Consider the following 545-nt stretch of genomic DNA (forward strand, 5'->3'; position numbering starts at 1 on the left):
GGGCCAGCAGCTCCTCGTGGGTGCCGTCCTCGACCACCCGGCCGTCATGCAGCACGACCACCCGGTCGGCGCGCGCGGCCGTCGTCAGCCGGTGGGCCACCACCAGCGTGGTGCGCTGCCCGACGAGCCGGTCGGTGGCCTGGTTGACCAGCGCCTCGGTGGCCAGGTCGAGCGCGGCCGTCGCCTCGTCCAGGAGCAGCACGTCGGGGTCGACGAGTTCGGCCCGGGCCAGCGCGATCAACTGGCGCTGCCCCGCGGAGAGGTTGCGCCCGCGCTCGGTGACCTCGTGCAGGTAGCCGCCGTCGAGGAGGGCGATCATGTCGTGCGCGCCGACCGCCCGGGCCGCGGCCTCCACCTCGGCGTCGGACGCGGTGGGGCGGCCGTAGGCGATGGCGTCGCGCACCGTCCCGGGGAAGAGGTACGACTCCTGCGGCACCACGCCGAGCCGGTGCCGGTACCCGGCCAGGTCCAGTTGGCGCAGGTCCACGCCGTCCACGGTCACCCGGCCCGCCGACGGGTCGTAGAACCGGGCCACGAGCTTGACC

At 75.4% G+C, this 545-nt stretch carries 1 protein-coding gene; it reads right to left on the reverse strand.

Going from position 1 to position 545, the window contains the following annotated elements:
* Nucleotides 1–545 (reverse strand): ATP-binding cassette domain-containing protein (locus KUM32_RS40035; protein WP_217146634.1); only part of this gene is annotated, 545 nt, incomplete at both ends.

It is taken from the genome of Streptomyces sp. AC627_RSS907 (assembly GCF_019049165.1).